The 25,251-nt window shown below is 64.1% G+C and carries 20 protein-coding genes; 5 read left to right on the forward strand and 15 right to left on the reverse strand.

Going from position 1 to position 25,251, the window contains the following annotated elements; translation table 11 throughout:
* Positions 1-68 precede the first annotated feature (68 nt).
* From ACIQUG_RS16810 to ACIQUG_RS16830, 5 genes are all read right to left on the reverse strand, one after another.
* On the reverse strand, positions 69-773 hold the full coding sequence (locus ACIQUG_RS16810) for an HAD family hydrolase (RefSeq protein WP_402323252.1): 705 nt from the start codon (positions 771-773) through the stop codon (positions 69-71).
* Positions 774-797: 24 nt separating this feature from the next.
* Positions 798-2,111, reverse strand: a complete 1,314-nt coding sequence (gene waaA / locus ACIQUG_RS16815; RefSeq protein WP_043620982.1) for a lipid IV(A) 3-deoxy-D-manno-octulosonic acid transferase — start codon at positions 2,109-2,111, stop codon at positions 798-800.
* 91 nt (positions 2,112-2,202) lie between these two features.
* Entirely contained in the window at positions 2,203-2,439 is a 237-nt protein-coding gene (locus ACIQUG_RS16820) for a DUF4170 domain-containing protein (RefSeq protein WP_043620984.1), read from the reverse strand.
* A gap of 60 nt (positions 2,440-2,499) precedes the next feature.
* Positions 2,500-3,315 carry a 3'(2'),5'-bisphosphate nucleotidase CysQ gene (locus ACIQUG_RS16825; RefSeq protein ID WP_402323253.1) on the reverse strand — a complete coding sequence of 272 codons (816 nt, stop codon included), beginning with the start codon at positions 3,313-3,315 and terminating at the stop codon, positions 2,500-2,502.
* Between the two features lie 84 nt (positions 3,316-3,399).
* Positions 3,400-4,746, reverse strand: a complete 1,347-nt coding sequence (locus ACIQUG_RS16830) for a TldD/PmbA family protein (RefSeq protein ID WP_043620992.1) — start codon at positions 4,744-4,746, stop codon at positions 3,400-3,402.
* Between the two features lie 146 nt (positions 4,747-4,892).
* On the opposite strand from ACIQUG_RS16830, the gene ACIQUG_RS16835 reads away from it, so the two are divergent.
* On the forward strand, positions 4,893-6,728 hold the full coding sequence (locus ACIQUG_RS16835; protein ID WP_402323254.1) for a monovalent cation:proton antiporter-2 (CPA2) family protein: 1,836 nt from the start codon (positions 4,893-4,895) through the stop codon (positions 6,726-6,728).
* Positions 6,729-6,814: 86 nt separating this feature from the next.
* Here ACIQUG_RS16835 and ACIQUG_RS16840 read toward each other — a convergent pair whose 3' ends face one another.
* From ACIQUG_RS16840 to ACIQUG_RS16850, 3 genes are all read right to left on the reverse strand, one after another.
* Complete coding sequence (locus ACIQUG_RS16840) at positions 6,815-7,696, reverse strand: patatin-like phospholipase family protein (protein ID WP_402323255.1); 882 nt, start codon at positions 7,694-7,696, stop codon at positions 6,815-6,817.
* Positions 7,697-7,778: 82 nt separating this feature from the next.
* Positions 7,779-8,339, reverse strand: coding sequence for a 16S rRNA (guanine(966)-N(2))-methyltransferase RsmD (gene rsmD / locus ACIQUG_RS16845; protein ID WP_402323256.1), 561 nt, complete (start codon positions 8,337-8,339; stop codon positions 7,779-7,781).
* Between the two features lie 6 nt (positions 8,340-8,345).
* Positions 8,346-10,523 carry a pseudouridine synthase gene (locus ACIQUG_RS16850; protein ID WP_402323257.1) on the reverse strand — a complete coding sequence of 726 codons (2,178 nt, stop codon included), beginning with the start codon at positions 10,521-10,523 and terminating at the stop codon, positions 8,346-8,348.
* A gap of 73 nt (positions 10,524-10,596) precedes the next feature.
* Between ACIQUG_RS16850 and ACIQUG_RS16855 the strand changes: the two genes are divergently transcribed.
* Entirely contained in the window at positions 10,597-11,046 is a 450-nt protein-coding gene (locus ACIQUG_RS16855) for a nucleoside deaminase (RefSeq protein WP_402323258.1), read from the forward strand.
* A 45-nt stretch (positions 11,047-11,091) separates the two neighbouring features.
* Here the strand turns inward: ACIQUG_RS16855 and ACIQUG_RS16860 are convergent, their stop codons facing one another.
* From ACIQUG_RS16860 to ACIQUG_RS16880, 5 genes are all read right to left on the reverse strand, one after another.
* Positions 11,092-11,571: a GNAT family N-acetyltransferase gene (locus ACIQUG_RS16860; RefSeq protein ID WP_402323259.1), complete on the reverse strand. Its 480-nt coding sequence runs from the start codon at positions 11,569-11,571 to the stop codon at positions 11,092-11,094.
* Positions 11,572-11,683: 112 nt separating this feature from the next.
* Positions 11,684-12,304, reverse strand: a complete 621-nt coding sequence (locus ACIQUG_RS16865; protein ID WP_043618384.1) for a hypothetical protein — start codon at positions 12,302-12,304, stop codon at positions 11,684-11,686.
* Positions 12,305-12,431: 127 nt separating this feature from the next.
* Positions 12,432-15,341 (reverse strand): isoleucine--tRNA ligase, encoded by a 2,910-nt coding sequence (gene ileS, locus ACIQUG_RS16870; RefSeq protein WP_402323260.1) that lies wholly within the window; start codon positions 15,339-15,341, stop codon positions 12,432-12,434.
* Positions 15,342-15,585: 244 nt separating this feature from the next.
* Positions 15,586-16,572: a bifunctional riboflavin kinase/FAD synthetase gene (locus ACIQUG_RS16875; RefSeq protein WP_402323261.1), complete on the reverse strand. Its 987-nt coding sequence runs from the start codon at positions 16,570-16,572 to the stop codon at positions 15,586-15,588.
* 13 nt (positions 16,573-16,585) lie between these two features.
* Positions 16,586-17,434, reverse strand: a complete 849-nt coding sequence (locus ACIQUG_RS16880) for a TIGR01459 family HAD-type hydrolase (protein WP_192447677.1) — start codon at positions 17,432-17,434, stop codon at positions 16,586-16,588.
* A gap of 433 nt (positions 17,435-17,867) precedes the next feature.
* Here ACIQUG_RS16880 and groES point away from each other — a divergent pair, with 433 nt between their 5' ends.
* The 3 genes from groES (at position 17,868) to ACIQUG_RS16895 (ending at position 20,844) form a co-directional block, all read left to right on the forward strand.
* On the forward strand, positions 17,868-18,164 hold the full coding sequence (gene groES / locus ACIQUG_RS16885; RefSeq protein WP_004675403.1) for a co-chaperone GroES: 297 nt from the start codon (positions 17,868-17,870) through the stop codon (positions 18,162-18,164).
* Between the two features lie 60 nt (positions 18,165-18,224).
* The gene (gene groL, locus ACIQUG_RS16890; protein ID WP_043618373.1) at positions 18,225-19,865 is read left to right on the forward strand and encodes a chaperonin GroEL; all 1,641 of its coding nucleotides are present in this window, start codon (positions 18,225-18,227) and stop codon (positions 19,863-19,865) included.
* Positions 19,866-20,394: 529 nt separating this feature from the next.
* Positions 20,395-20,844: a hypothetical protein gene (locus tag ACIQUG_RS16895; RefSeq protein WP_043618371.1), complete on the forward strand. Its 450-nt coding sequence runs from the start codon at positions 20,395-20,397 to the stop codon at positions 20,842-20,844.
* Positions 20,845-20,958: 114 nt separating this feature from the next.
* Here the strand turns inward: ACIQUG_RS16895 and ACIQUG_RS16900 are convergent, their stop codons facing one another.
* Both ACIQUG_RS16900 and ACIQUG_RS16905 read right to left on the reverse strand, forming a co-directional pair.
* A complete protein-coding gene (locus ACIQUG_RS16900) occupies positions 20,959-23,757 on the reverse strand; it encodes an EAL domain-containing protein (RefSeq protein WP_402323262.1) in 2,799 nt (932 codons plus the stop codon).
* Positions 23,758-23,973: 216 nt separating this feature from the next.
* Complete coding sequence (locus tag ACIQUG_RS16905; RefSeq protein ID WP_402323263.1) at positions 23,974-25,197, reverse strand: NAD(P)/FAD-dependent oxidoreductase; 1,224 nt, start codon at positions 25,195-25,197, stop codon at positions 23,974-23,976.
* Between the last annotated feature and the right edge of the window lie 54 nt (positions 25,198-25,251).

Here is a 25,251-nt window from a genome sequence, read left to right on the forward strand (position 1 = left end):
GCGCTGAACCAGACCGATCGCGGTGCGCAACCGAAGGCAATCGCGGCAAGCCACTGCTACAACCCGATCTAGAGGACAGCTTCGAGCTCGGTGATGTCGGCGAGGCAATGATCCGAGGCCGCCGCAAGCGACTGGCGCGAGCCGGTGCCCGTGAGGACGGCGACCGTCATGCCGACGCCGGCGCTGCGGCCCATGTGCATGTCGTGATTGTTGTCGCCGACGACGACCACCTGCTGCGGCTCAAGGCCGGTCGCCGCACAAAAGCCAAGCACCATGCCCGGCTCGGGCTTGACGCCATAACCGCTGTCGTAGCCCGCCACATAGTGCAGGTAATTCTCGAAGCCGAAGCGCTTTGCGGTTTCGCGGATCGAGCGCTCGTTGTCGCTGGAGGCGACACCAAGGCGGTAGCCCTTCGCATGCAATCCGGCGAAGAAAGCGCCGAGATCCGTCACCGGCACCGCATATTCCGCCGAACGCGCGAACAGGCCGTCAAGCAGGGTCGTGAGTTCGGCAATCGTGAAGGGCGCGCCCGCACCGACGAAGCCGGTCGCGATCTCGACCGTGTTGCCGGCGGCAAGCAGGCTGTCGGGCAGCACGTGGCCGGTATCGGCATCCATGCCGCCGGCTGCAAGCAGCGTGCGGGCCAGGGCCTCGTCACCCTGTGCCGCGATCCGCGCCAGTTCGTAGTTCACCGGCACCCAGCTCTTTGCGTAATCGAGCAGGGTTCCATCCTTGTCGAACAGGATGCCGGAGATGGCTTTGGCTGCGGTCATGACGAGGCTTCGTCTCCTGCTGGATCAGTTGTCGGTCGGCGGGTTGAGGCGCGCCTTGACGACGAGCGGATTGATATAGGGCTCGAGCCCCTTCATCGTCGCCGACAGGGCACCGCGCATCTCTTGCACGGTTTCAAGGCCGGCATCGATCATCGAGCGACGCATGTCGTCGTTGGCGAGCAGATAGTTGACGCCCTTCGCCAGCATCTCGACATCACGCACGATCTTGGCGCTGCCGTTCTTGGCCAGCGTCTGGTAGGTCTCGCGAAAGTTCTGGACGTTGCCGCCCGAAAGGATCGCGCAGCCGAGCATCGCCGGCTCCAGCGGGTTCTGGCCGCCTTCGGCAAACAGCGAACGGCCGACGAAGGCAACCTCGGTCAGGCGAAGATAGAGGCCCATTTCGCCGATCGTATCGCCAAGGAAGATATCGACGTCCGGCGTCAGCGGATCGCGGCGCGTGCGCCGGGCGACCTTCAGCCCCTTGGCCGTCAGCGCCGCCTCGATGGCGTCGCTGCGATCAGGATGGCGCGGAACGATGATCGTCAGAAGGCCGGTTCGCTCCTTGAGCGCGCGGTGCACGACGCCGGCGGCGGCCTCTTCGCCGTCGAAGGTCGAGATCGCCGCCCAGGTCTTGCGGGCGCCGATCTGCTGGCGATACTCCTTCAGCGCCTGCGGATCGTGCGGCGGCGCGTCGGTATCGACCTTGAGGTTGCCCGACACCATCACCGGCAGCGCGCCGAGCGTGCGGAAGCGCTCGGCATCGACATCCGACTGGGCAATGACGAGCGCGAGATTCTCGAACAGCGCATCGGCAAGCGCCGGCCGGCGCTTCCAGCGCGCAAAGGTCCGGTCGGACATGCGCCCGTTCACCAGAACCTGCGGGATATGGCGACGGCCGAGTTCCAGGATGGTCATCGGCCAGATTTCGGATTCGGCGATGATCGCCAGATCCGGCTCCCAATAGTTCAGGAAACGGCTGACGGCCGGCTTGAAATCGAGCGGGACATACTGGTGGATGACCGTCGACCCCAGGCGTTCGGCCACGACCCGCGCCGAGGTCATCGTCCCGGTCGTCAAGACGACGTGGATGCCGCGCCGCCTGATTTCCTTGATCATCGGGATGACGGCGTTGGTCTCGCCGACGCTTGCCGCGTGGAACCACACCAGGGGCCCCTGCGGCCGCGGCTCGCTGGCATGGCCGTAGCGCTCGCGGCGACGCGCCGGATCCTCCTTGCCCTTCGCGGCGCGAACGGCAAGGTAGGACCAGACGAGGGGATAGATGGCCGAGCCGATCCAGCGGTAGCTGGAGAGCGCCAAGCGCGCGCGAAAGCTGCTCATGTCAGGTCACCTTCCCCGGCCGTTCCGGCCCGGAGAGACTTAAGGGCGACTGGCATGCGGGTAAACACCGCGCATCCCGACCTCATCGGCATCAGCCGTTTTCCGGGTCGAGCAGACGGTGCATGTGGACGATGAAGTAACGCATGTGCGCGTTGTCGACGGTCATCTGCGCCTTGGATTTCCAGGCAGTCAGGGCGCTGTCGTAGTCCGGGTAGATGCCGACGATATCGAGCTTGTCCAGGTCGCGGAAATGCACGTCAGTCAGCGTGGTGAGTTCGCCGCCGAAGACGAGATGCAGACGTTGTTTTTTCTCGGTGTCGTGAGCCATCGGACTTCCATTTATTCTTGTTGGGTGTGGGCGTTGATTTGAGGCATTCGGCCTCAAAGGTCAATGGGGCTCCATGGACCGCGATGCGGCGATCAGGTCCGGCAAGAGCGGCTTTGCCGCCGCGCAGAGAACCCCGTGAACGACAGTGGATCGATTGTAGAAAAGCGCCTGCCCGTCGAGATCGACCAGCGCGCCGCCGGCGCTCGCTAGAATGAGGTCGGCCGCAGCCAGGTCCCAGTCGTGGGCGTTCTTCTTCACCAGCGTACCGTCGATCCGCCCGTCGGCAACCATGGCCAGCCGATAAGCAAGCGACGGCACATGCGGGATACGGGTAACGGCGCTGCGATAGGGCGCCGGAAGCTTGTCGATGGTGTCTTCGGCAGCCGCCAGATGCAGCGTTTCCCCGGGCCTTGCCTCGCGCACCGAGATTTGCGCACCGTTTTTCAGTGCACTGCCGCCTGCGACCGCCTCGAAGAGTTCATCGAGCGCCGGAGCATAGAGCACGCCGGCAACGGGCTGGCCACGATGCACGACGGCGACGCTGACACACCAGAGCTCTTTGCCGGCGATGAAGGCGCGTGTGCCATCGATCGGATCGACGACGAAGACGGTTTCGCGCGACAGCCGGCTGAGATCGTCGTCCGTCTCTTCCGAGAGCCAGCCGTAATCGGGCCGGGCCGCAAGCAGGCGCGTCTTCAGCACATCGTTTGCGGCGAGATCCGCCTCGCTGACCGGCGAGCGGCCTTCGTTCTTCCAGCGGACGTCGGGCGCCTTGCGGAAGTAGCCGAGCGCGGTTTCGCCGGCGACGACCGCAGCGGCGCGGATCACGTCGAGATCCGCCTTCCAGTCCGCGCCCGATGGTGCAGTGTCAGACATTCAAAACCCCGTCAGCCCGCCTCTCCCTTGTCCGGAAGGCGGGATCGGCGCGGGCTCCCCGCGCCTGCTTTTCCTGCGGCCTTGTCAGAGGCCGGCGAGCGTCATGCCTTCGATGGCGAGCGTCGGTGCCGCGACGCCGAACTTGCGGTCGATGTCGTCTGCCGGCGTCAGCGCCATGAACATGTCCTTGAGATTGGACGCGATCGTGACTTCCGAGACGGCAAAGGTCAACTCGCCGTTCTCGATCCAGAAGCCGGAGGCGCCGCGGCTGTATTCGCCGGTCACCATGTTGACGCCCTGGCCGATCAGCTCGGTGACGTAGAAGCCGGTGCCGACGCTGCGGATGAGATCGTCCCGTGAGATCGATCCCGGCTCGAGCGCCAGATTGGTCGAGGACGGATTGACGGTCGGACCGCCGCGCACGCCGCGGCCGTTGGTCTGAAGCCCGAGCTCGAGCGCTGCCGAGGTGGACAGGAACCAGTGGTTCAGCACGCCATCCTCGACCATCGCCAGCTTTTCGCCGCTGACCCCTTCGCCGTCGAACGGTCGCGAAGAGGAGCCGCGCACGATCAGCGGGTCGTCCGTCACCGAAAGACCCGATTTCAGGATCTGCTTGCCCATCATGTCGCGCAGGAAACTCGTCTTGCGGGCAACAGCCGCGCCATTGATGGCGCCGGCCAGATGGCCGACGAAGCCACGGGCCATGCGCGGATCGAAGACGACGGTGACATTCTTGGCGGTCGGCACCTGGCGCGGGTTGATGCGGGCGACAGCACGCTCACCGGCAAGGCGGCCGATCTCGTCGGCGTCGCGCAGGTCGGCAAAGAACAGGCGGCTGTCATAGTCGTAGTCGCGCTCCATCTTGGTGCCCTCGCCGGCAATCGCGCTGACGGAGCGGCCGAAGCGGGTGGCCATGTAGGAGCCGGAAAAGCCATGCGAGGTGACGAGTACGAGCCCGCCCATGCCGGCCGAGGCGCCGCCGCCGCTGGAATTGGTAACGCCCGAAACCGCAAGTGCCGCCTCTTCGGCTGCAAGCGCCGCTTCGGTCAGGGTTTCGGTCGAAACCGCCGTGGCGTCGAAGAGGTCGAGGTCCGGATAGGACTTCGCCAGCCGGTCGGCGTCCGCCAGCGAGGCAAAGGGATCTTCCGGCGAAGCCTTGGCCATGGCCACCGCGCGCTCGGCGAGCAGCTTCAGGTCAAAACCCGGATTGGCCGAAACGCTGGCGACACGCCGTCCGACAAAGACGCGGAGCGAGAAGTCGTCGCTTTCGGAAGCTTCCGTCGCTTCGACCTTGCCGAGGCGGACGGAGACGGAGCGGGAGCGTCCGCGCACCACCACCGCGTCCGCCGCATCGGCGCCGGCCTTGCGGGCGAGGTCCACGAGTTCGGATGCGCGTTTTTCGAGGTCGGCAGAATCGATCGTGTCTGACATGGTGTGGCCTTTCATTCCTGCCCCATTTATTGTGCGGCGAAGCAGGCATCAAGGGCATCGACCCGATTCCCGCTCAAACACCGCAAATGAAGCGCTCTCGAAAGCTCCGCTTGGGGCCGGGTTCAGCAACAGTGAAAGCCTGAGGCATGGCAACGACACCGATCATCTACTCCCAGGCCCTGATGCTGCTCGGTGGCGCGGTCATCGCCGCTCCGCTTTTCAAGCGGCTCGGGCTCGGCACGATCCTCGGCTATCTCTCGGCCGGCGTGCTGATCGGACCTGTGGCCCAGAGCATCACCGAAGGCGAGCAGATCCTGCACGTCTCTGAACTCGGCGTCGTCTTCCTGCTCTTCATCATCGGGCTCGAACTGAAGCCTTCGCGGCTCTGGCAGATGCGGCGCGACATCTTCGGCCTCGGCACGGCGCAGGTGCTCTTGACGGGCATCCTGCTTTCCTACGCCATCTACGCCCTCGGCCTGCTCGATCATGGCGGCAGCATCATCGCCGGCTTCGGACTGTCGCTCTCGTCGACGGCCTTCGCCATGCAGATCCTCGACGAGGGCAACGACCGCAACACGCGCTATGGACAGCGCGCCTTCTCGATCCTGCTGCTGCAGGACCTCGCGATCGTGCCGCTTCTGGCGCTGATCCCGCTGCTGGCGGCACAGGCGCCGGAGGACAGGACGACGCCGCTCGAGGATTTCGCGATCGCCACCACGGCGATCGTCGTTCTCTTTGCCGCCGGCCGCTATCTCGTGAACCCGCTGTTCCAGATCATCGGCCGAACGGGCGCGCGCGATGTCATGATCGCTGCAGCCCTGCTTGTCGTCATGGGCGCCGCGACGATGATGCAGCTTGCCGGGCTGTCGATGGCCATGGGTGCTTTCCTTGCCGGTGTGCTTCTGGCGGAATCCTCCTATCGCCACGAGCTCGAAGCGGACATCGAGCCGTTCCGCGGTATCCTGCAGGCCCTGTTCTTCATGGCGGTCGGCCTGTCGCTGCAGCTCGGCGTCATCGTCGAGCGCTATCAGCTGATCATCATCGCCGTGCCGCTGTTGATGGCCGTGAAGAGCCTGGTGCTCTACTGGCTCTGCCGCTTCACCGGGTCGCAGCACAACGACGCGGTGCGCATCAGCCTGCTTCTGCCGCAGGGTGGCGAATTCGGCTTCGTGCTGTTCACGGCGGCGGCAACGGCCGGGGTGTTTTCGGATGACAACGCCTCGCTGCTTGTCGCCATCGTCACCCTGTCGATGGCGCTGACGCCGCTTGCCGCGATGCTCGCGCCAAGGCTGATGCGCGAACAGGACGAGATGGACGAGGAGATCGACGAGGATTTCGAGGGTGCGGGTGCCGACGTGCTGATGATCGGCTTCTCGCGCTTCGGCCAGATCGCCGCCCAGATCCTGCTTGCCGGCGGTCGCGACGTGACGATCATCGATCATTCGGCCGCCCGCGTGCGCCAGGCCGCGACCTTCGGCTTCCGGATCTACTTCGGCGACGGCAACCGTCTCGACGTGCTGCGTGCCGCCGGCATCGAACGCGCCAAGATCGTGGCCGTCTGCACCCAGAAGAAGGAAACGACCGACCACATCATCGATCTCGTGCAATCCGAATATCCGAACGCACGCATCTACGCCCGTTCCTACGATCGCCTGCACACGCTGGAACTGCGGGCCAAGGGCGTCGACTACGAACTGCGCGAGACATTCGAGTCCGGTCTGCTCTTCGGCCGCAAGACGCTGGAGGCACTCGGGGTCGGCGACGACGAGGCGATCGCGATCATGGACGACATCCGCAAGCGCGACGAGGCTCGGCTGGTGCTGCAGGAGGCCGAGGGCATAACCGCCGGCCGCGACATGCTGCATTCGCGGCCCGTGCGGCCGGAGCCGCTGGTCAAGCCGAAGCGCGAGGTCGACCACTCGCAAGAGACCGGCGAACGGATCCTCCCGGGCCTTCCCGCCGACGAGCGCGAAAGCGCCTGACCGCGCATGCGGCGACGGCGCGCGCCGTCATTGCCGCCAAGGTTCAAGCGTCAAGGTTCAGGCGCCAGGGTTCAGGCGCCAGGGTTTCAGGTGAGCCTTGGCGCGGTCATCCGCTCATCGAGTGCGCGCTTCAGCTCTTCCTTGATCGCAGCCGTTGCGTTCAGCACGTCCTGGGCACGCAGGAAATCCATCACTCGGTAGCGGCCGACATCGGGGCGCAGCAGGATGTCCGGCGCTCCCTCTTTCAGCTTCATGGCGATGATCGACTGCATCATCAGCTGGCTCGCGCCGAACAGGCTGTCGATCCGGCTCGGGATCGCCTTGCCGTCGCCATCCGGCCCGCCGACGACATCGACCGCGATGACGATATCGGCAAGGCCGCGCAGGTGATCAAAGGGAATTGGGTTGTAGATGCCGCCGTCGATCATGACCCGCCCATCGATCCGGACCGGCGTGAAGATCGCCGGCAGCGCCGCGGACGCGGCCAAGGCCTTGCGGAGGTCGCCCTTGTCGCAGATCTTCTCCGTCTGGCCGTAATAGTCGGTGGCGACGACCTTCAACGGGATCTCAAGGTCGGAGAATTTTTGCGGGATGGCCTCGGGCAGGAAGGCCTTGAGCACCCGCTCGACATTGAACTGGCCGAAGCGGAAACCGCTCGCCATGGCTTCGGAAAGGCTCGACGGCCGCAATTGCCACAGGCGGTTGACCACTTCGCGCCGCTGGCCGACGGTCGAGAGCGTATGGGCCCGGATCTCTTCGCCGCGCAAGCCCGCCGCCATGCCGGCACCCATGATTGCGCCGATCGACGAGCCCGCGATCGCGACCGGCCGAATGCCGAGTTCGTCCAGCGCCTCGATGACATGGATATGCGCAAGACCGCGGGCGCCACCGCCGCCAAGCGCCAGCGCGACGGTGGGTCGCGCCGGGGCTTCCGCCGATCCATGCGCCATCGAAAGATCCTGCTTCATCGGCATGCCTCCGCGCTGGGCGGTTGAGAATGTAGCGTCGTCCGGCTGAGCCTACCCCGGCAAGTCAACCGAAATTACGGCGTCAGGCTCCGCGAAACCGATAGAAATGCATGCGGGTGTCGCCGAACACCCTGACGTCAAGGTTCTCGAAGACAGCGACCGGCGCCGGCTGGACATCCGCCCGTTCCTCGAGGATCACCAGCGCGCCGGGCACCAGCCAGTTGCCGACGGCAGCCGACTCCAACGCCTTTTCGCCCAGTCCCTTGGCGTAGGGCGGGTCGGCGAAGACGAGATGAAACGGCTCCATCGTACCGACACCACCGAGACTGGTCGCATCGCGCCGGAAGACCTTTGCCCGCCCCTGTAGCGCGAGCGTCTCGATATTGGTCTGCAGCAGACCCCTGCCCTCGACGCTCTGTTCGACGAACAGCGCCTGCCGGCACCCGCGCGACAGCGCCTCGATGCCGACCGCGCCGGTGCCGGCAAAGAGGTCGAGCACACGGGTGCCGTCGAGCGCTTCCGGATAGGAATGGCTCAGGATGTTGAACAGGCTTTCGCGAGTCCGGTCCGTGGTCGGCCGGATATCGTTGGACTTGGGGGTCGCCAGGCTGCGACCCCGAAACTCTCCACCGACGATCCGCACGGCCGCTTAGTTTCCTCTGCCACGCGGCTTGCCGCCACCGGCCGGGCGTCCAGCGCCACCGGGGCGACCAGCGCCACCCGGACGTCCGCCGGGTTTTCCACCGCCGGGCTTGCCGCCACGCGGGCCACCGGAGCGTTCGCCGAAGGATTTTCCACCCGAGGGCTTGCCGCCGAACGACTTGCCGCGGGGCTTGTCGCCGAACGGACGATCACCGCCTTCGCGACGCGGCGCGCGGTCACCGTCTGCGCGCGGAGCCCGCGGCTTGTCGAAGCGGCGATCACCGCCTTCGCTGCGGGCCGGGCGATCGCCGAACGAACGCTCTCCGCCTTCGCGGCGCGGCGGACGATCACCCTCGGCGCGCGGCGTGCGCGGCTTGTCGAAACGGCGCTCTCCGCCCTCGGCACGGGCCGGACGATCACCACGCGGCCGGTCGCCACCTTCGCGGCGCGGCGGGCGGTCACCTTCGGCGCGCGGTGCGCGCGGCTTGTCGAAGCGGCGTTCGCCGCCCTCAGCACGGGCCGGACGGTCACCACGCGGGCGGTCTCCACCCTCGCGGCGCGGCGGACGATCTCCGTGATCGCGCGACTTGCGGTCGCCGCCGTCAAAGGACTTGCGACGATCGAAGCCGCCATCCCGGCCTTCGTCGCGGCGACGAACCGGCTCGGCGGCACTGATCCACTCTCCGTCCTCGTCACGGCTCTTGACGAAGGGGCGGGCCGGCTTGTCGGCGCCACGGCCGAAATCCTTGGAAGCGCCCTTGCGGTCCGGGTCGAACTTGCCAGTCGTCTTCGTCGCCAGGCCATCCTTGTTGCGGCCGTAGCGCTTGGACTTCGGTGCGCTTTCCGGACGCTCGCGACGGGCGGACTTCTCGGTGGCGTCGCCGTCAACGGACTTCGGCTTCTTCTCGGCGAGCGGGCGTGCGCCGGGCGCCATCCAGACATTGGCCGTGCGGGCGCGCTGCGCCGGCGCACGCTTCGGCCGGTCCTCGAACTTGGCGTCGCGGTCTTCGCGCGGGCCGCCCTTGCCGCGGGGGCCATCGCGACGATCGTCGCGGCGGGTGTCGAGCCGCGACAGAGCACGTTCGCGCTTGTCCTCAGGCTTTTCCCAGCGGTTGGAGCGTTCCGGCCGGCGCGTATCGCCGCCATCGTCGTCCGCGGCATCACCGGCAACGGTTGCTGCCTGGTCGTTGTAGAGCGGCGCGTCGAAGTTCGCCTTGGCGTCCTCGATCAGGCGCGGTCCCAACTGGTCGCGCAGGGTGCGCCCGCGGATTTCCTGGACATGCCCTTCCGGCAGTTCGCCGAGCTGGAACGGGCCGTAGGAGATGCGGATGAGGCGGTTGACGTCGAGGCCGAGCGCGCCGAGCACGTTCTTGATTTCGCGGTTCTTGCCTTCGCGAAGCCCCATCGTGATCCAGACGTTCGAGCCCTGAACGCGGTCGAGCGTGGCTTCGATGGCGCCATAGAGCACGCCGTCGACGGCGATGCCGTCCTTCAGCTTGTCGAGCGCTTCCTGATCGATCTCGCCATGGGCGCGCACGCGGTAGCGGCGCAGCCAGCCGGTCGACGGCAGTTCAAGCACGCGGGCAAGGCCGCCGTCATTGGTCAGAAGCAGCAGGCCCTCGGTGTTGATGTCGAGGCGGCCGATCGACAGAACCCGCGGCAACTCGTCCGGCAGGTTTTCGAATACGGTCGGACGACCCTCCGGGTCGGCATTGGTGGTCACCAGACCGGCCGGCTTGTGATAGAGCCAGAGGCGCGTGCGCTCGATACCGCGGATCGGCTGGCCATCGACCTCGATCGCATCGGCAAGCGTCGCGTTGACCACGGGCGTGTCGAGAATGACGCCGTTGAGCCTGATGCGGCCTTCCATGATCATGCGCTCGACGTCGCGACGCGATGCAACGCCGGCACGCGCCAGGATCTTCGAGATACGCTGCGGTTCGTCGGCCGCCGCTGCAGCCGCAGCCGGACGCTCCCGGGCTGGACGCGAAGCGCCGGCCTTGGGCTCAGACGTCTTTGCGTCGAAGCTCCTGCCGGGGCCCTTGGCACCGAAAGATTTCGGGCCGGAAGCCTTGGCTCCTGCAGCCTTTTTCGGCGCAGCGCCCTTCTTGTCGGCGAAATGCGGTTTCTTGTCCCGGCCAGCGGACTTGCCGCCAGGCCGCGTGGGCTTGTCTTTGGATGTCATTTGTGTTGCCTGCCTTTTGCGGCTGTCCTATCAGGTCGCGGCCCGTGGGTTAAGAGAAATTATTGTTTGAGCGATGGCTGAGACGACACGCTTCATGGATGCGGCCCTTGAAGAGGCCCGCAAGGCTGCCGAACGCGGCGAAGTGCCGATCGGCGCCGTGGTGGTTTTCGACGGCCGGATCATCTCGCGCGCCGGCAATCGCACCCGCGAACTCAACGACGTGACCGCACATGCGGAGATCGTCGCCATCCGCAAGGCTGCCGCCGTCCTCAAGGACGAAAGGCTGACGGGCGCCGATCTCTACGTCACGCTCGAACCCTGCACCATGTGCGCGGCGGCGATTTCGTTTGCGCGCATCCGCCGCCTCTATTACGGCGCCGACGACCCGAAGGGCGGCGCGGTCGACAGCGGCGTGCGTTTCTTCGGCTCGCCAACCTGCCACCATGCGCCCGATGTCTATTCGGGCCTCGCCGAGCGGGAAGCCGCCGATATCCTCAGGGATTTCTTTGCCGGCAAGCGGTGAGAGATCCCTTCGCGACTTGCGGCGGCGTGATTTCCTGAAACCGCTTCAGTCGGCGGCGAAGCTATCGAGTGCCGCGCCAGACAGGCGGTAGCGCGTCCATTCGGACATCGGCTCGGCACCAACCGATTCGTAGACGCGGATCGCCGGTTCGTTCCAGTCGAGCACGCTCCATTCGAAGCGGCCGCAGCCCTCCTCGACGGCAATCTTGGCCAGATGCTTCAGGAGCATCTTGCCGGCGCCGGAACCGCGGCAATCCGGGGTGACGTAAAGATCTTCGAGGTAAAGCCCCTTGCGCGCCTGCCAGGTGGAATAGTTGTAGAACCACATGGCAAAGCCCGCCGGCTTGCCATCCTTCTCGCAGATCACCGCGCGGGTGATCGCGCCGGGACCGAAGAGCGAAGCCTGCAGCATCTCGACCGTCGCCTCGACAGCGTCGGGCTCCTTCTCGTAGATGGCAAGTTCGGTGATGAAGCGCAGAATGGTCTCGGCGTCTTCCGGGCGGACGTCTCGAATGCTGATGGTCATGGCTCAGGCGCTTCTCAAGCAGTTCCAGCAAACAAACGCGCGTTTAGCCGGAACTGCATGGATCAAGGGGAGAGATGCATTTCGCCGTTTCAATGGAACGGCGAAAACAGGTTTAGAAGGGCCAATACCACTTGGAGCCGGAATTCTTGATCTGCGCCTCCTTCTTGCGGCGGCGCTCCTTGTCCTTCTCCGGCTCGCCGAGATCGGTCTCGGTGCCCTCAGGCAGGCGACGGTAGTCGAGCGGCGGATCGCTCAGGAAGCGGCGCTTGTCGGAATAGGCGCCCATCTCGATCTTGCGCCCTTCGCGATAGGCCTCCTGCTGCTCCTTTGCGGAGAGACGGCGACCGTTGGCGCTCGCCTTGGCAAGCGGCGAGACATAGTTCGGGTTGTTCTTGTTGGCGTCGGCCTCTTCACGCAGGCGCTTGCGCACCTCTTCCGGAGACTCGACCCATTCCGGGTTTGCCTCGCGGCTGGCGAGCGACTTCTGCGGCTCGACGAGCGAGGCCTGCTGGGCCGACGGCGGCAGGACGAGGCCCGGACGCGGCTGGTACTTGACCGGATCCCGCTTCGGCGGCCCGAAGCTTGCGACGCTCCCGAGGTCGTCCATGAGCTGTTCGCCAGCGGTCTTGTCCGTGCCATAGGTCGGGCCACCGATGCAGCCCGTAAGCACCAGGCCGCTCGTCAAAATAGCGGCCACGCTGGCAAGCACTCGCAACTCTCGCGTCATTTCCATGAGATTCCTTCCAGCCGGCCACCGGTGAGCGCGGCCACTCAAGCGCCCATGGCGGAGAAATCCGCCAAATTTCGGGCAGGTTTTACCGGATGAACGCAAGGAGTGCAATTCATCCGGTAACAATGCGTTAAGCCTTGAAACCAAGCTCGCGCAAGGCAGCGGCATCCCGGGCGGACACGTCCGGGTAGAGTGCGTCAGAACCGACGTCGGTCGTGATCCGCCAGGAGCGGGCGCATTTCTGACCTTCGGCAAGCTTCGGCACGACGCTGACCTTGGCCACTTCGGCCAGGCGGAACGCGTCGGCCGGACCTTCGGTGGCTTCGACGGTGATCCCCGAGGTGATGCAGATCTCGGCGAAGTCCTGGCCTTCCAGCGCCTTCAACAGCTCCGGATCGGCGACGTGGACGACCGGTGCAGCCTCCAGCGACGAGCCGATGCGCTTGTCCTTGCGCTCGATCTCGAGCGCGCCGGTAACGACGGTGCGAACCGCGCGGATCTTTTCCCATTTGGCTTCGAGCGCATCGTTCTTCCATTCCGCCGGGATCGCCGGGAACTGTTCGAGATGCACCGAGACCGCGTCGGGCTTGCGCGACAGCCAGGCCTCTTCCGTGGTGAAGGGCACCATCGGCGCCAGCCACAGCACGAGGCAATCGAAGAGCTTGCGGATGACGGCGAGAGCCGAGCGCCGGCGCAGGCTCGACGGCGCGTCGCAGTAAAGCGCATCCTTGCGAACGTCGAAATAGAACGCCGAGAGCTCGACGTTCGAGAAATCGATCAGCGCGCGGGCGATCTTCTTGAAGTCGAAGGCGTCGTAGCCTTCGCGCACGACCTGGTCGAGCTCGGCCAGGCGATGCAGCATCAGCTTTTCGAGTTCCGGCATCTCGGCATAGGCAATCTCTTCGCCCTTGTCGTGGGCGAGCGTGCCGAGCATCCAGCGGATCGTGTTGCGCAGCTTGCGATAGGCGTCGATGTTGGTCTGGATGATCGTCTTGCCGAGGCGCTGATCTTCCCAATAGTCCGTCGTCATCACCCACAGGCGCAGGATGTCGGCGCCGGCATCCTTCATCACCTCTTGCGGGGTGACGGTGTTGCCCTTCGACTTCGACATCTTCTCGCCCTTCTCATCCATGGTGAAGCCATGGGTGACAACGGCGTTGTAGGGTGCGCGGCCGCGCGTGGCGCAGGCCTCGAGCAGCGAAGAATGGAACCAGCCGCGATGCTGGTCCGAACCTTCGAGATAGACGTCAGCCGGCCACTTCAGGTCCGGACGGTCTTCGAGCGTGAAGGTGTGGGTCGAACCTGAGTCGAACCACACGTCGAGGATGTCCATGACCTGGTGCCACTTGGCATGATCGTGGTCGTTGCCAAGGAAGCGATCCTTGGCGCCTTCGGCGAACCAGGCATCGGCGCCTTCCAGTTCGAACGCATCCAGGATGCGGGCGTTGACGGCCTCGTCGATCAGGATCTCGCCCTGGTCGTCGGCAAAGATCGCGATCGGCACGCCCCAGGCACGCTGGCGCGAGAGCACCCAGTCGGGACGGCCTTCGATCATCGCACGCAGGCGGTTCTGGCCAGCACCCGGAACGAAGCGGGTGTCGTCGATCGCCGAAAGGGCGCGCGAACGCAGCGTCGTACCGTCGCCGAAGGCCTTGTCCATGTAGACGAACCATTGCGGCGTATTGCGGAAGATCACCGGCTTCTTCGAGCGCCAGGAATGCGGATAGGAGTGCTTCAGGCGGCCACGGGCAAAGAGCGCGTGGCGACCGATCAGCGCCTTGATGACGCGATCGTTGGCGTCGCCCTTCTTGCCCTTGTCGTCGATGACGCGGCCGGCGCCACCTTCGGCGTCCGGGCCGAAGCCGTGGGCGTCAGCGGTGAAGTAGCCGGCGTCGTCGACCGTGAACGGGATCGCCGAGGAGATGCCGCGGGCTTCGAGCGCGCGGGCATTGTCCATCCAGGCGTCAAAGTCTTCGCGACCGTGGCCCGGGGCCGTGTGCACGAAGCCGGTGCCGGCATCGTCGGTGACGTGGTCGCCGTCGAGCAACGGCACCTTGAAGGCGTAGCCGCCGCCCAGACCGTGCAGCGGATGGGCGCAGGTCACGGACGACAGTTCGCCGGCCTCAAGGTCGCGAACGAAGTTGAAGGTGAGCTTGGCCTTGGCGGCGGACTCGTCTGCCAGGCGCTTGGCAAAGATCAGCTTCTCGCCCGGCTGCGGACCGAAGTCGTTCTCGGCGGTCGCCACCTCATAGAGACCGTAGGCATAGCGCGAAGAGAAGGCGATGGCACGGTTGCCGGGGATGGTCCAGGGCGTGGTCGTCCAGATCACGACGAAGGTGCCGGCAAGGCTGTCGGGACCTTCGGTGACCGGGAACTTCACCCAGATCATGTCGCTTTCGATATCGGCGTACTCGACTTCGGCTTCGGCCAGTGCCGTGCGCTCGACGACCGACCACATGACCGGCTTCGAGCCGCGATAGAGCTGGCCGAGCTTGGCGATCTTCATCAGTTCGCCGGCGATGCGCGCTTCGGCGTGGAAGTTCATCGTCGTGTAGGGATTGTCGAAGTCGCCCTCGATGCCGAGACGCTTGAACTCCTCGGCCTGAACCTGGATCCAGCCTGCGGCGAAGTCACGGCATTCCTGACGGAACTCGTTGACCGGAACCTCGTCCTTGTTCTGGCCCTTCTCGCGGTACTTCTCCTCGATCTTCCACTCGATCGGCAGACCGTGGCAGTCCCAGCCGGGCACGTAGTTGGCGTCGAAGCCGCGCATCTGGAACGAGCGGTTGATGACGTCCTTGAGGATCTTGTTCAGCGCGTGGCCGATATGGATGTTGCCGTTGGCATAGGGAGGACCGTCGTGCAGCACGAACTTGTCGCGGCCGGCAGCCGACGCGCGCAGCTTCTTGTAAAGGCCCATCTTCTGCCAGCGGGCAACCGTTTCCGGCTCCTTCTGCGGCAGGCCTGCGCGCATCGGAAATTCCGTCTGCGGCAGATAGAGGGACGAGGAATAGTCGATCTTTTCAGCGGTGTCGGTCATGGTTTTTGCAATCGCTTCTTCGCGCGAACGGCCGCGCATACGAAATGGGCTCGGTATCGAGAGATGACTGGGGCGTCGGAAACGCCGAAATCCCGGACCTTCCGGCTGATCACAGCACGCGGAAGGCCGGGCCAATAATTCGCTGATCGATGATCAATCGACGGTGCCGGGTCATGGTGGCCGGTTGTTTAAGGCGTTTTCCGCCTTTTGAAAAGGTCCGCCGCCGCGCGAAGACCGAAATCTTTTATCGGGCGAAGTTGAGCCTGCGGTCGATGTCGCCGAGCGGCGTGACGCCGGAAAGCAGCGCGCGGGCTTCGGCCTCGTCCTGACGGATCTGCGCAACGAGCGGATCGAGGCCATCGAATTTCAGTTCGTCGCGCAGGTGACCAAAGAAGGTCACGGCGCAGACCTCGCCATAGAGATCACCGGAGAAATCGAAGACGAAGGTTTCGAGCAGCGGCTCGCCGTCGCTGTCGACCGTCGGCCGGCGGCCGAAGCTCGCGACGCCGTCGTAGAGCGAGCCGTCGGCGCGACGGAAACGCACGGCATAAATGCCGGATCGAAGCTCCACCTCGGGCGCGAGCCGCATATTGGCGGTGGGAAAACCGAGTTCGCGGCCGAGCTTCTTGCCGCCAATCACCTCGGCTTCGACGAGATAACGGTAGCCGAGCATGCCGGCGGCCTGCGCGACATCGCCCTCGCCGAGCAGCGCGCGGACGTAGCTCGACGAGATGACGGACGCATTTTCATCACGGAAGGCGTCGACCAGCGTCACGCCAAACCCGTTATCGCCGCCCGCCGCCATCAGAAACGCAGGGCCACCCTCGCGACCCTTGCCGAAATGAAAGTCGAACCCGGTCACCACATGCGAGGCATGCAGCCATTCGAGCAGGATGCGATGGATGAAGTCCGACGCCGAAAGCTGCGAGAAGGTACGATCGAAGGGATATTCGATGACGGCGCCGAAGCCCATGCCTTCGAGGATGCGGGCCTTCAACGGCGCCGGCGTCAGCCGGAAGACAGGCGTGTCCGGGCGAAAGACGGTTCGCGGATGCGGCTCGAAGGTGAGCACGAGTGCCGGCACGCCGCGCGACTTCGCCTCTTCCAGCGCCCGATTGAGAACCGACTGGTGGCCACGGTGCACGCCGTCGAAATTGCCGATGGCGACGACACCGCCGCGCAAGTGCTCCGGAAGCGGATCACGGGTCTCGTTGCGATGAAAAACCGTCATCTCCGTCTTCCCGTCAGGCGAGCCGTGGCATCCAATATTTCGGCGAGGCGCCCTCCTTCTTGAGGAAGGCGGCAAGCTTCGCCTCGTCGGTCCGGCTTTCGTTCATGTATTCCTGGGCGTGGATACCGGCGCTGATATAGAGCAGATCCAGGCCCGCATCCTGCGCGCCCTTGACGTCCGTCGGCATGCCGTCACCGACAGCGATGACGCGGGTGAGGTCGATCGGTCCGCGCGCGGCCTTCGCCTCGCCGAGGGCGGCGCGGTAGATCGCGATGTAGGGCTTGCCGGCAATGCGCGCCTCGCCGCCGAGTTCCTCGTAGAGCTTGGCAATCGCGCCGGCGCACGGGATCAGCCGGTGGCCGCGCTCGACGACCAGGTCCGGATTGGCGCAGATGAACGGGATCTTGCGCTTGGCAAGGCCCGTCAGGGTCGCGCGGTAATGCTCGGGCGTTTCGGTCTCGTCGTCATAGAAGCCGGCGCACACGACCGTCTCGGCATCTTCCGAGGACACGATCTGCGTCCCCAGGCCCTCAAGCAGCGGCAGGTCGCGCTCGGCGCCAATGAAGAAGATCTTCTTGTCGGCGGCGGCGATCAGAGCCCGGGTCACGTCGCCCGAGGTGACGATCCGGTCATAGGCTTCGTCGGGCACGCCGAGGCTGCGGATCTGCACCTTCACCATCGGGCTCGGGCGCGGCGAATTGGTGATGAGTACGACGGTCAGCCCGGCGGCACGCGCCTCGGCCAATGCTTCACAGGCGGAGGCGAAAGCCTGCACGCCGTTGTGAAGAACGCCCCAGACGTCGCACAGAACGACATCGTAGCGCTTGGCGATTTCGCGAAAACTGTTGATCCTTGCGGCCATTCTGGCTTCCTGCAAACACGGTTTCCGGCTTGCATGGCAAGGAAGGCAGGAGATTACAAGTCTCGTCTCCCGAAAAAGGCGCCCCTTCCCAAGGATTCCGGCGGTGTCGAGAGCCAGGAAAAAATGCATTGCAGACGCGCCCGCCACGCAGAAGCACTTTGTCGTGGTTATCAACCGTCAAAATCCGGCCGATGCCACGCATCGACGCGATCGCCTAGATTTCGCCAAGAATGAGGCTAGGCTGCCTACGCCCTCGCCTGCTGCGCCCGCCCAAAGCAGCCGCCGCCAGCAAAAAATCTAGGCGCCGATCCTTGACTCACCCCATACCCAAGCTTATCTCGGCATCGCTAGCACTCGATAAACGAGAGTGCTAACACCCATCCATCGGGTCCATCTGCGATCCGTAGTGTCATTTGATCGAGGGATTAGACTAATGGCAAGCACCAACTTCCGCCCGCTGCACGACCGCGTCGTCGTTCGCCGCGTCGAGTCTGAAGAGAAGACCAAGGGCGGGATCATCATTCCGGACACCGCCAAGGAAAAGCCGCAGGAAGGCGAAATCGTCGCCGTCGGTTCGGGCGCCCGTGACGAAAGCGGCAAGGTTGTCGCTCTCGACGTCAAGGCTGGCGACCGCGTTCTGTTCGGCAAGTGGTCGGGCACCGAAGTCAAGATCAACGGCGAAGACCTTCTGATCATGAAGGAAGCCGACATCATGGGCATCATCGGCTGATCCAGCCGTCGTCCACCCTTTTCATGACAACCAATGGGCAATGAGCCCGGGAGTTCTCTAATGGCTGCAAAAGAAATCAAGTTCGGCCGCACCGCGCGCGAAAAGATGCTGCGTGGCGTCGACATCCTCGCTGACGCCGTAAAGGTCACGCTCGGCCCGAAGGGTCGTAACGTCATCATCGACAAGTCCTTCGGCGCTCCGCGCATCACCAAGGACGGCGTATCGGTCGCCAAGGAAATCGAACTCGAAGACAAGTTCGAAAACATGGGCGCCCAGATGGTCCGCGAAGTTGCTTCGAAGACCAACGACATCGCTGGCGACGGCACCACGACTGCAACCGTTCTTGCCCAGGCGATCGTTCGCGAAGGCGCAAAGGCCGTTGCTGCCGGCATGAACCCGATGGACCTGAAGCGCGGTATCGACCTCGCTGTCACCGAAGTCGTCAAGGATCTCCAGGCCAAGGCCAAGAAGATCAACACTTCGGAAGAAGTTGCACAGGTCGGCACGATCTCGGCCAACGGCGAGCGTCAGATCGGCCTCGACATTGCTGAAGCAATGCAGAAGGTCGGCAACGAAGGCGTCATCACGGTTGAAGAAGCCAAGACCGCCGAAACCGAACTCGAAGTCGTCGAAGGCATGCAGTTCGACCGCGGCTACCTGTCGCCCTACTTCGTCACCAACCCGGAAAAGATGGTCGCTGACCTCGACGACGTCTTCGTTCTCCTCCACGAGAAGAAGCTATCGAACCTCCAGGCCATGCTCCCGGTTCTCGAAGCTGTCGTTCAGACCGGCAAGCCGCTCCTGATCATCGCTGAAGACGTAGAAGGCGAAGCTCTTGCAACGCTCGTCGTCAACAAGCTGCGTGGCGGCCTCAAGATCGCTGCCGTCAAGGCTCCGGGCTTCGGCGACCGCCGCAAGGCCATGCTCGAAGACATCGCCATCCTGACGGGCGGCACCGTGATCTCCGAAGACCTCGGCATCAAGCTCGAAAACGTCACGCTCGACATGCTCGGCCGTGCGAAGAAGGTTTCGATCTCCAAGGAAAACACGACGATCGTCGACGGCGCCGGCCAGAAGGCCGACATCGAAGGCCGCGTCGCCCAGATCAAGGCCCAGATCGAAGACACCACCTCCGACTACGACCGCGAAAAGCTGCAGGAACGTCTTGCCAAGCTCGCTGGCGGCGTTGCCGTGATCCGCGTTGGCGGCTCGACGGAAGTCGAAGTGAAGGAAAAGAAGGACCGCATCGACGACGCTCTCAACGCGACGCGCGCTGCTGTTCAGGAAGGCATCGTACCGGGCGGCGGCACTGCCCTGCTCCGTTCGGCCTCCAAGATCTCGGTCAAGGGCGTCAACGAAGACCAGGAAGCCGGCATCAACATCGTTCGTCGCGCTCTGCAGGCTCCGGCCCGCCAGATCGCCGAGAACGCTGGCGATGAAGCTTCGATCGTTGTCGGTAAGATCCTCGACAAGAACGAAGACAACTACGGCTACAACGCTCAGACCGGCGAATATGGCGACATGATCGCCATGGGTATCGTCGACCCGGTCAAGGTCGTTCGCACCGCCCTTCAGGACGCAGCTTCGGTTGCTGGCCTCCTCGTCACGACGGAAGCCATGATTGCCGAACTGCCGAAGAAGGACGCCCCGGCTGGTATGCCTGGCGGCATGGGCGGCATGGGTGGAATGGACATGATGTGATAAGGCGATAAGCCTTCTTGCATCTGCGATCCAATCCGGATCGGAAAGGCGGCCTTCGGGTCGCCTTTCTTGTTTTTTATCAACGCCATTCATCGCCGGTGAAGCATCTGCCGAACAGTCGGCAGGAAAAAACCCATCGGTTGTAGTCAGGCTTCAAAAAACCGTTGAAGTCGAAAAAAAACGAACTATAACAGCGCCCCAAGTGAGCGAAGATTGAGGGGAGACTGGGCGGCACACTTGAGGCAGGCGGGCAATCGCCGGGGCTTTTTCGTATTCGCGGCCCATCCGGAAATTCTTCGAGACTATACCTAAAGAATAAAAGTATTTAATCGCAAATTAAGCCGACACTCTCCTTCGAAATAAGTTCGCCGGCGAGACCCACTACAATCTATCGACCTTTCTACTTGAGAAAACACCCACATCATGTGGCGTGCGCTCTCGTATTGGTCATGTCGGGCGCAGTTTGCACATTGGGACGCATTTCCCTGGGACGTCGAAGGCGGCTCCGGGAACTCTGCTGGGGTAGACCGTGTTTAAGATCACCAGAGCAAATTCCGCTCCCCTCGGCGTTCCGGGACAGCCGCATCCCGGCCTTCCGCATCATGAATTCATGGAGCAGTTTTGCGTCTCTGAGGGATGGTCCGGCGACCTGTCGACGGGCCTGTTCCGTCTCGGCGAAAAGGCGGCCGCCATCCATGGCCTGCGCGACGGAGAGTGCGGCCTTCTGAACTTCGTTCGCTGCTACGATCCGGCCGATCGCAACCACGTGCTCGAACTGTTCGAGCAGGCGGCGACGAGCTGCTCGTCCTTCTGCTTTTCGACGACGATTGCGCTGGAGGAATCCGGCCAGAAGCAGCCGCTGTTCTGCATCGGTGAATCTTCCGGCCTCGAACAGCGCTATTCCGGCATGATCACCGGCATCTTTTTCTTCCCACGCTTTCTCGTGGAAGTCGCGGGCCGCGCGCTGCTGCGCCAGTAGGCCCGCCCTCGCCCGCGCACAGGTGTAGATAATCCCTGATCAGATACATGGCCGTCGCAACCGCCCGATGGGCGATTGCGGTGAAGGCGTGCGGCAGAGACGCGGACGTGTGGCTCAGGCGGCCGCCGCGTCGTCCTTGCCCGTGAAGAGCACCGTGATCGGCGCCGGGCGACCGAGCAGATAGCCCTGCGCCTCATCGCAGCCCTCGGCCTGCAGGATATCGAGCTGCTTCTGCGTCTCGACGCCTTCGGCAAGAACCGGCACGGACAGGCTCTGGCCGAGCGCAAGGATGGCGCGCACGATCGCCTTGGCCTGGGGGCTGGCTTCCACTTCCCACATGAAGCTTCGGTCGAGCTTGATCTTGTCGAAGGGGAAGGAACGCAGCGTCTCGAGCGACGAGTAGCCGGTGCCGAAGTCGTCGATCGCGATGGTGACGCCGAGTTCCTTGATCTGGCGCAGCGTCAGCAGCGCCCGCTCCTTGTCGTCGATGATCGTCGATTCCGTGATTTCGAGCTCAAGCCGGTTCGGGTCGAGACCCGTCTCAGCCAGCACGTCCTGAACCAGGCTGACGATGTCGCCGTTGGCAAGCTGGACCGGCGAAAGATTGACGGCAATCTTGTGGCTGCTTTCCCAGCCCGCCGCCTCGCGGCAGGCTTCGCGCAGCACCCATTCGCCGATCGGCAGGATCGCGCCGCACTCCTCGGCAAGCGGGATGAACTCGCTCGGAGGCACCATGCCGCGTTCCGGATGGCTCCAGCGCAGAAGCACCTCGTAGCCGATGATGGCGCCGCTCATCACAGATTTCTGCACCTGGTAGTGCAAGGCAAGCTGCTTCTTCTCGACCGCGTCCCAGAGATCATTGGCAAGCGCGCGCCGTTGGCGGGCGGCCTCATCCATCGACACCTCGTAGAAGCAGACGGTCTGGTTGAGGGCAGCCTTCGCACGGTACATGGCGAGGTCGGCATTGTTGATCAGCGTGTCGGCCGTCTCCGCGTCCTGCGGATAGATCGCGACCCCCATGCTGCCGCCCGACTTGAGCTCGAAATCGCCAAAGCGCATTTCCTCATGCAGGCTCTTTTCGATGCGGCGCAGGAAGTCGTTGAGCTCGGAGAGTTCCTCGAAGCGCTTGACCGCCGCGAACTCGTCGCCACCCAGGCGCGCCACGAACTCGCCCTCCTGCAGCAGGCCCTTGACGCGCTGGGCGATCGTCACCAACACGAAGTCGCCGGCGGCGTGACCGTGCAGGTCGTTGACTTCCTTGAACTTGTTGAGGTCGACGCCGATAACGGCGACCTTGCGGTTGAACCAGGCGGCTGCGTCCAGTTCCTCTTCGAGGTAGCTGCTGAACTGCAGCCGGTTCGGCAGGCCCGTGAGGCTGTCGTGGCGGGCAAGGAAGGTGATCTGCTCCTCGGTGTCCAGCCGCTCGGTGATATCCTCATAGGTACTCACCCAGCCGCCATCGGGCAGCGTGCGATGCTTGGTAAGGATCGAGCGGCCATTGGCGAGCTTCTCGACGATATCACCACCGCCCTTGCCGACCATTTCGACCCGGTGCTTCTGATAGAGCTCGGCGGACTTCGCCTGCGCGATCTCCGGATCGGAGTAGATACGGGCAAAGACGATGTCGAGGATCTCGCGGAAGGTCAGTCCCTGGCCGGCAAGGGTCTCGGAGAAGCCGAAAATCTCGCGGCAACGACGGTTCGACAGAAGCAGCTTGTCGTTGCTGTCGAACAGGCAGATGCCCTGCGACATGTTTTCCAGCGCAACATCGAGATTGTTGCTGACCTCGGCGATGCGCTCGGCGTCCATCTTCGCCTTGGTGATGTCCTTGACGATCTTGATGAAGCCGGCGTGCTTGCCCTCATCGTCCATGAACGGGTCGAGCACCACATGGGCCCAGAAGCGGGATCCATCCTTGCGATAGCGCCAGCCTTCGTTCTCGAAGCGGCCATCGGCCAGTGCGACTTCGAGCGCGCGTTGGGGCACGCCATCGCGCTGATCCTCCTGCGAGTAGAAGCAGGCGAAATTCTTGCCGACGATTTCCTCGCCCTTATAGCCCTTGTTGGCCTCGGCGCCGGCGTTCCAGCTGGCGACGCGGCCGTCGGTGTCGAGCATGTAGATCGCATAGTCCTTCACGCTGCGCACGAAGCGGGCAAATTCCCGTTCGGCAGCGGCCGCGGAAAGCTCGGCGTGATGGGCGAAGCCGGCGGCGATCAGCACCATCGACAGCAGGAAGAATGCGGTGCCGGCGATGACGAAGGCAAGCAAGTGCGGCTGGATCATGCCGGAATGGGTCGGCGTCAGCAGGTCGGCTTCGATCGTGACCGCGCCCATCGCGGTGAAGTGCAGCGCGACGATGCCGAGCGTCATCAGCAGCGTGGCGAGGACCTTGGCCTTCAACTGTTTGCCGACCAGGGCCACCGTGCACAGGGCTGCGATATCGAAGAGGGAACCGGCAACGATCGAGGTAACGACCAGCGTCGCATCCCAGCGGATGCTGCCGGGAACGTCGAGCGCTGCCATGCCGAGAAAGTGCATGCAGGCGACGCCGCCACCAAGAACGAAGCCGCCGACAACCCAACCGATCCGCCCCTGAACATGGGTCGCGATCAACAGCGCGGTTGTCGTCAGGATGATGGCAACAGCCAGTGACAGACCTGTGAGGTCCATCTGGTAGCCGAGCACAACGCCCGGGTCATAGGCGAGCATGGCGATGAAGTGGGTTGCCCAGATGCCGAAGCCGCTGGCGATGCCGGCAGCCGTCGCCCATATCGCCTTTGCCTTGCCTGAGGAGCCGCGGGCTCGCTGAAGCAAGGTTACCGCCCCATAGCTTGAAAGGAAGCAGACCAGCGCGGCCAGAACGACCAGTTTGGGATTATGCTCTACCACCAGGCATGTAAGAACCTTGAACATCGCCAATCGCCTAAATCAACAACCACAGGGAAACGAGACCTCTCGCCTCCAGTTAATCGGCCTGTGTTGCCGGTAGGTGATTTAAGGAAATGATAAATCGTCGCTTTGCCGCCCGGTTGCGCGGCAAAACAATAGTGGCGTCGTTAATGAAAATTGAAACCAAGCCGCCTTGAAGTTGCAGTTTGCAAAAGGCGCTGCCTGGCGTGGTTTCGCCGCCTAAACTTGCGACAGCAGCGCCTTGAGGTCGGATTGCAGATCGGCGATGACGGCCCGGTCGGGGTTGACGCCGGTCTCCAGCATCTTCTTGCCGGTCACATAGGCCTTGGCGTCGTTGATCGCATCGACGGCCACAAGGCGCCCCTGCCGGAAATACCAGACCGACACGCTGCCCTCGCGCTGGCCGGGCCTGACGATCGTTTCGTCATGGCCGAGCCCGAAGCCGGCGATCTGCAGCTTGACGTCATACTGGTCGGACCAGAACCAGGGCTTGGGCTCGTAAGGAGCGTCGCTGCCGGCAAGGATCGCGGCGACCGCTTCGGCCTGATCCACGGCATTCTGTACCGACTCCAGCCGGATGCGCAGATCCTCGAAGGGCAGAACGGCGCAATCGCCCATCGCGAAGATCGCCGGATCTAAGGTGCGGCCGTGCGCATCGACGACGATGCCGTTTGCGGTTTCGAGCCCGGCATCATGCGCCAGGCGATCATTGGCGGTCACGCCGATGCCGACGATGACGACGTCGACCGGCAACGCGGAGCCGTCGGAGAGTTCCGCTGCGGTGACACGGCCATTGTCGCCTACGAGGCGGTTGAGGCCGGTGCCCTCGCGGATATCGACACCGCGACCACGATGAATGTCGCGCACGAGGCCCGACGTCGCCGAGGAGGCTACACGCTGCAGAATGCGGTCGGCCATTTCGATGACCGTGACGTCCAGCCCGCAGGTGCGCGCGACGGCCGCCGCCTCGAGGCCGATGTACCCGCCGCCGATGACGAGCGCGCGACGGCCGGGCTTCATCTCCTCGGCAAGGCGATCGGCATCCCTGAAGTCACGAACGACGAAGACACCCTCGAGATCGCCGCCGACAGAGGCGGGCAGCCGGCGCGGCGTGGCGCCGGTGGCAAAGGCCAGCACCTCATAGTCGAGCGACGTGCCGTCGCTGAGCGTCACGCGCTTGCCGGCCCGGTCCAGGCCTGTCACGGTCGTCTCCAGGCGCACGTCGACAGCGTGCTCGCCGTACCAGGCTTCCGGCCGGTAGAGCAGCCGGTCGAGGCTCATCTCGCGCAGGAGATACTTTTTGGAGAGCGGCGGGCGCTGGTAAGGCAGGCTTGCTTCGGAGGCGACGATGGTAATCGGCCGCTCGTCCTTCAGTGCACGCAGCTTGGCAACCAGAGCAAAGGCGGCCTGACCGCCACCGACAACAACAAGCCTTCCGGACACGCTTCCCACCTGCCTTTATTCATCTGTACAACAAGGCCTAGCCTTCCGCCCGAG

Origin of the sequence: Ensifer sp. NPDC090286, from assembly GCF_044769565.1 — a bacterium.
Lineage (GTDB): Bacteria > Pseudomonadota > Alphaproteobacteria > Rhizobiales > Rhizobiaceae > Ensifer.

Bases quoted from the DNA above. Each gene is read 5' to 3' on its own strand.
- ACIQUG_RS16880 (WP_192447677.1), bottom strand. From the start codon at position 17,434: ATGGCCGCAAGGATCAACAGTTTTCGCGAAATCGCCAAGCGCTACGAT.
- waaA (WP_043620982.1), bottom strand. From the start codon at position 2,111: ATGAGCAGCTTTCGCGCGCGCTTGGCGCTCTCCAGCTACCGCTGGATC.
- ACIQUG_RS16820 (WP_043620984.1), bottom strand. From the start codon at position 2,439: ATGGCTCACGACACCGAGAAAAAACAACGTCTGCATCTCGTCTTCGGC.
- ACIQUG_RS16860 (WP_402323259.1), bottom strand. From the start codon at position 11,571: ATGACCATCAGCATTCGAGACGTCCGCCCGGAAGACGCCGAGACCATT.
- ACIQUG_RS16875 (WP_402323261.1), bottom strand. From the start codon at position 16,572: ATGACGGTTTTTCATCGCAACGAGACCCGTGATCCGCTTCCGGAGCAC.
- ACIQUG_RS16850 (WP_402323257.1), bottom strand. From the start codon at position 10,523: ATGACATCCAAAGACAAGCCCACGCGGCCTGGCGGCAAGTCCGCTGGC.
- ACIQUG_RS16865 (WP_043618384.1), bottom strand. From the start codon at position 12,304: ATGGAAATGACGCGAGAGTTGCGAGTGCTTGCCAGCGTGGCCGCTATT.
- ACIQUG_RS16835 (WP_402323254.1), top strand. From the start codon at position 4,893: ATGGCAACGACACCGATCATCTACTCCCAGGCCCTGATGCTGCTCGGT.
- ACIQUG_RS16810 (WP_402323252.1), bottom strand. From the start codon at position 773: ATGACCGCAGCCAAAGCCATCTCCGGCATCCTGTTCGACAAGGATGGA.
- ACIQUG_RS16830 (WP_043620992.1), bottom strand. From the start codon at position 4,746: ATGTCAGACACGATCGATTCTGCCGACCTCGAAAAACGCGCATCCGAA.
- groL (WP_043618373.1), top strand. From the start codon at position 18,225: ATGGCTGCAAAAGAAATCAAGTTCGGCCGCACCGCGCGCGAAAAGATG.
- ACIQUG_RS16840 (WP_402323255.1), bottom strand. From the start codon at position 7,696: ATGAAGCAGGATCTTTCGATGGCGCATGGATCGGCGGAAGCCCCGGCG.
- ACIQUG_RS16825 (WP_402323253.1), bottom strand. From the start codon at position 3,315: ATGTCTGACACTGCACCATCGGGCGCGGACTGGAAGGCGGATCTCGAC.
- ACIQUG_RS16900 (WP_402323262.1), bottom strand. From the start codon at position 23,757: ATGTTCAAGGTTCTTACATGCCTGGTGGTAGAGCATAATCCCAAACTG.
- ileS (WP_402323260.1), bottom strand. From the start codon at position 15,341: ATGACCGACACCGCTGAAAAGATCGACTATTCCTCGTCCCTCTATCTG.
- ACIQUG_RS16855 (WP_402323258.1), top strand. From the start codon at position 10,597: ATGGCTGAGACGACACGCTTCATGGATGCGGCCCTTGAAGAGGCCCGC.
- groES (WP_004675403.1), top strand. From the start codon at position 17,868: ATGGCAAGCACCAACTTCCGCCCGCTGCACGACCGCGTCGTCGTTCGC.